The organism is Corallococcus exercitus (assembly GCF_003611585.1).
GTDB classification, from domain to species: Bacteria; Myxococcota; Myxococcia; order Myxococcales; family Myxococcaceae; genus Corallococcus; species Corallococcus exercitus.
This window is the reverse complement of sequence record NZ_RAVW01000585.1, coordinates 1-4,622: the sequence shown is the minus strand read 5'-3', so window position 1 is coordinate 4,622 and position 4,622 is coordinate 1. Positions and strand designations below refer to the sequence as shown.

The following is a 4,622-nucleotide window of genomic DNA, read 5'->3' as shown; positions in this document are numbered from 1 at the left end:
ACCGGGCGGGCCCTACGCGGTGGTGGCGCACTCGTTCGGCGCGGCGGCCACGGCGGTCGCGCTGCGGGACGGGATGAAGGTGGAGCGCGCGGTCTTCATCGCGCCGCCGGCGGATCCGCTGGCGGGCATCCGGGCCTTCGCGGACACGGTGGGCCTGTCGGAGGCCCAGTGGCGGCGGATGGCGGCGCGAATCGAGGAACGCTTCGACATGCGGCTGGCGGACCTGGCGCTGCCTGTCTTCGCGCCAGGGCTGGACGTGCCGCTGCGCATCTTCCACGACGTGGGGGACCGCGAGGTGTCACTGGAAGCAGGCGAAGCGGTGGCGCGCGCGTGGCCGGGCGCGAAGCTCACGCGCACGCAGGGACTGGGGCACTTCCGCATCCTCTATGCGCCGGAGGTGCTGACGCCCGCGGTGGACTTCCTGGCGGAAGGACGGCCGAGCAACGCCTGGCCCGGGCCGGAGCTGCTGGCGTCGGCGGCCTCCGCGCGGGGGATGACACCGCGCGGGGTGCACGGGGGCTGAGCTTCAGGACCGCTCATGTGGAAGCGGTGGGGTGCTCAAGGCCTTCGTGGACTTCGTGAGGGCCCGGACGTGAGCCCGTCAGGTCAGCCCTCCGCGAGGGTGAGCGACCCAGGCATCTGCCCTCCGCCGTTGTTGAGCTGGAAGGCGCTGAGCCGCACCATGCGGTTCGCCACCACGTCGGCAACGTTGTTCGTCTCCGGCGTCAGGAGCAGGGCCATGGCCTCTTCAGGCGTCGCCGCATTGGCGACATCCATCACCCAGGGCTCCGGCGTGTTGCCCTGGTATCCGGGGAGGCCCTGGTCGATGGCCGACAGCCAGTCCCGCGCGAGCTGCTGGACCTGCTGTGCCTCTTCGTAGGTGAAGGACACGGACGCCGTGGTGCCACTTCCCGTCGTGTTCGGGTAGAGGTCCCGGAGGCCGTCCGCGGTCCCGGAGGCCAGACGCGGCAGCGTGGCCGAATAGGTGTACGTGGACGGGTCCTCGGGGTCCTTCCACTCACCGCTGACCGAGAAGGTGACGGGCCCCTTGGTGCCCGTGTACTGGAACTCCGTCGGGCCACCGGCGTCGTAGGTCGTGGCGACGTACACGTTGCTGTCGAGCACGGCCTCGCCCAGGTTGATGCCGAAGGTGACCTCCCGCGTGAGCGTTTCAGAGGCAATCTGCACCGACGCCGCGTTCGACGTGCCGCTCGCCGGGTCGTTCTTCGGCAGCTCGCCCGTGGCGAGGAAGCGGTTGTAGGCCGCCTGTCCCGCCGGCGTGGAAATGTCGAAGTCCACCTGCCGCGAGCTCAGCTGCCCCTCCACGCGCAGCGTGTCCGACGCGCCGAACGCGATCCCGAACACCCCCAGCTTTCCCTCGAGGGTGCGCGACACCGCCTCCGTGGAGCCGACGGTGACCCGCACGGTCTTGTCGTCCAGCCGGGTGACGGCGAGGGCCATGCCGCTGGCGCGCTCGGTGCTCATCCCCCCGATGGCGCCGAAGATGCCGGAGATGTTCTTGAACGCCACCTCCATCCCCGTGCCCATGAAGGCCTCGCCGGTGAGCGTCACGGTGGCGCCCACGGGCAGGTTCTGGGGCAGGGAGGGGTTGAGCTGCGCCGCGGCCTGCTCGGGCGAGGTGATGCCCGCCGCGGCCGCGTTGGGCAGCGTCACCTGGTAGCTGCCACGCACGCCCGCCTCGGCGGAGGCGGTGACGGTGACCTGCTTCGCGTCCGCCTGGAGTTCGCCCTTCACGCCGACCTCGGCCTCCACGCTGAAGGTCGTCATCGTCGCGTCCCGGCTGAGGCTCGCCCCCAGCTCGGTGTACCCGGCCACCTTCATCGAGAAGATGCCTGTCTCCAGCTTCAGCTCCGCCTCAAGGTTCGCGGTCCCGGAGATGCCACTGGAGGTCAGCATCCCGGAGGCACTGGTGCTGACACCCTTGGAAAAGGTCGGCTTCGAGGGCATCGACGTGAAGGTGACGGAGGGCGTGGCATCCGGCACGTTCAGCGGGTTGCGCTTCGAGGTCCCCGGCGTGCTCCCGCTGAAGCTGTCGGTGGTCACGCTTCCCCCGGAAGACGTGCCGCCCGAAGGACGCGGAGGACTGGCTGGCGCCTGCTGCGGCGCGCTCACGGTTCCACTGGTCGACGGCTTCACGGTGCTGCTGAAGGGCTGGAAGCCCCGAATCGGCCACTGCATGTGCACTTCCCCCTCTGCGACAGTCACAGGGGTTGTCGCGCGGACAGCCGCGGCGGACGAATTAAGCCGAGTTAAATCCGTGTCCCCAGGGAGGGCCGCCGGGTGCCGTCCCGGCCGTCTTCTGGACAGCGGTGGCTTACCGGGGCAGATGTAGGTGTACCGATGACCTCCCGTCCGCCCACCGTGCGCGCCTCCAACGTCCGGACGCAGAAGACGAAGCAGCTCTCCTCCGGCGCCAGACGCGTCGTGGGGAAGCGCTCCGGCCCGGGCTGGGGGCGCTGGGCGCTGGGCGCGTGGCTGCTGCTCGCCCTCTGGCTCGGCGTGGAGTTCGCGCGGCTGCCCGACGTGGGCCTCCTGCGGACGCAGAACCCGCGCACCACCGCGCTCATGGCGCAGCGGGCCGAGGAGGCGCTCGAGGCGGGCAAGAAGCCCCGGGTGCGCCAGGCCTGGGTAGCGCTCGGCGCGGTGGCGCCGCACGCCGTGGACGCCGTGCTGATCTCCGAGGACGCGCGCTTCTACCGGCACGAGGGCGTGGACTGGACGGAGGTGGAGAACGCCTTCCAGCAGTCGGTGCGCGAGGCGCGCCTGGGGCGCGGCGCCTCCACCCTCACGCAGCAGCTGGCGAAGAACCTCTACCTCTCCACGGACCGCAGCCTGCTGCGCAAGGGCAAGGAGTTGCTGCTCGCGCGCCAGCTGGAGACCCACCTGCCCAAGCAGCGCATCCTCGCGCTGTACCTGAACGTCGTGGAGTGGGGGGAGGGTGTCTACGGCATCGAGGCGGCGGCGCGCGAGCACTTCGGCGTCCCGGCGCGGTCGCTCAGCGTGGCGCAGGGAGCAATGCTCGCGGGCATGCTCCCCGCACCACGCCGCTGGCTGCCGGCCCAGCGGCCTGAAACCCTGCGCACCCGCGCGAGCGTCATCGTTGGGAGGCTGGAGCGCGAAGGGCGCATCAGCGGGGCGCAGGCCCGTGAGGCCCAGGCCGAGCTCTCACGCTTCTTCGGTGTATCGCCAGCGCCCGGCTACGTGGCGGAGGCCGGCACGGGGATGCCCGCGGGGAGCTGAGTCCTCCCCGCGCCGCAGGGACTGCTTCAAAGACTCTCAGGGCTGGACGACGTTGACGCGGGAGGAGCCGAAGGCCTCCTTCTTCCAGACGCCGTTGTCCAGGCCGCGCACGTACGGGATGCCCTGGAACACGGTGAGGTCAAGGGCGCGGATGCCGCCGGGGTGCTCGGTCCAGGTGCTGCCGCCCGTCGAGGACCAGAGGCCGTCATTGGCCCCGATGCCCCACAGCTTGCCGGTGGCGCCGTCCACCGCCAGCCGCTTGAGCGTCGTGGTCGCGGGCAGCTGCACGAAGGAAGAGCCGTTGTGCTTCCAGACGCGGTCGTCCATGCCGATGATGTAGGGGACGCCCTGCGCGACCGCGATGTCCTTGCCCGTCGAAGAGGTCGGGGTCTGCGCGCTCCACGCGAGGGTGGCGGGGTTGAAGGAGTAGACCTTGTCGTCCAGGCCAATGACCCAGGCCTTGCCGGTGGACTCATCCACCGTGAGGCGCTTGGCTGACTGCGACGTCTGGACCCACCCCGAGCTGGTGCCCCGGTAGACGAAGTCGTTCGTCCCAATCACATACGGAGTCGTGGCGGTGACGGCGATGGCCTTCGCGGTGCCGCCCGGGTTCACGTCCAGGTAGACGCCGGTGTTGAAGGGGACACTCAGGCGGTCGTGGGTGGTGAGGACGGTGCCCGTGCTGCCCACGGTCCACAGCTGGCCATTGGAGCCCAGCGCGAAGTCGTTGACCACGGAGTTGTTCAGCACCACCGGCGCGCTCGCCGCGGGCCAGAGCAGCGAATTGATGTGATTGGGCGCCGCTCCGCTGGGAATGCCCACGCCGTTCATCGGGGACCAGGGGGCAAGCTGCTCCAGCCCGAACCACGGGGTCAGCACCGTCTCGTCGATGGCGTACGCGCTGTCGAGCGGCAGGGGGCGCAGCGGGCCTCCGCACTGGGGGGACCACAGCGTCGGCGACGCGTCCGATGCGACGGCTCCGATGTGGAGGTGCGGCTTCGAGGAGTTGCCCGAGTTGCCCAGGAGGCCCAGGAAGTCGCCCTCGTGCACCACCGCGCCCACGGTCAGCAGGCTGGGATTGAGCGAGCCGGCCTGCATGTGTGAGTACCCGACCAGATACGTGCCGTTGTCGATGGTGAAGCTGTTGCCGCCGCCGTGCGACGCCGGGTTGACGGAGCCCACCGGGAAGTTGGTTGCGTCGGTGTTGACGAAGTCCGTCACCGTGCCCCCGGTGACCTGAGGGATCCCCTCATATAGCGAGTTGATCAGCGTGCGTTCGCCCGGTCGCTGCGTGCGACGGCACTGGCACCCGGGCAGAGAAGCAGGCCACCATGACGCGCAAGGTGGCCATCGACGAAGAG

General features: G+C 70.2%; 4 protein-coding genes. 2 read left to right on the top strand and 2 right to left on the bottom strand.

The genetic code is table 11. The features are described 5' to 3' along the window. Window positions 1-523: alpha/beta hydrolase (locus D7W79_RS39085; protein WP_208729960.1), on the top strand; the 523-nt coding region annotated here is incomplete at its 5' end. An 83-nt stretch (window positions 524-606) separates the two neighbouring features. Here D7W79_RS39085 and D7W79_RS39080 read toward each other — a convergent pair. Next, entirely contained in the window at window positions 607-2,199 is a 1,593-nt protein-coding gene (locus D7W79_RS39080) for a hypothetical protein (RefSeq protein WP_120530318.1), read from the bottom strand. A 162-nt stretch (window positions 2,200-2,361) separates the two neighbouring features. Here D7W79_RS39080 and mtgA point away from each other — a divergent pair, with 162 nt between their 5' ends. Further along, entirely contained in the window at window positions 2,362-3,261 is a 900-nt protein-coding gene (gene mtgA / locus D7W79_RS39075) for a monofunctional biosynthetic peptidoglycan transglycosylase (protein ID WP_120530317.1), read from the top strand. 36 nt (window positions 3,262-3,297) lie between these two features. Here the strand turns inward: mtgA and D7W79_RS39070 are convergent, their stop codons facing one another. Beyond that, the gene (locus tag D7W79_RS39070) at window positions 3,298-4,482 is read right to left on the bottom strand and encodes a M23 family metallopeptidase (protein ID WP_158617162.1); all 1,185 of its coding nucleotides are present in this window, start codon (window positions 4,480-4,482) and stop codon (window positions 3,298-3,300) included. Window positions 4,483-4,622: the final 140 nt, after the last annotated feature.

Excerpts from the sequence above, each read along its gene's own strand:
- D7W79_RS39080 (WP_120530318.1), bottom strand. The coding sequence starts at position 2,199 with ATGCAGTGGCCGATTCGGGGCTTCCAGCCCTTCAGCAGCACCGTGAAG.
- mtgA (WP_120530317.1), top strand. The coding sequence starts at position 2,362 with ATGACCTCCCGTCCGCCCACCGTGCGCGCCTCCAACGTCCGGACGCAG.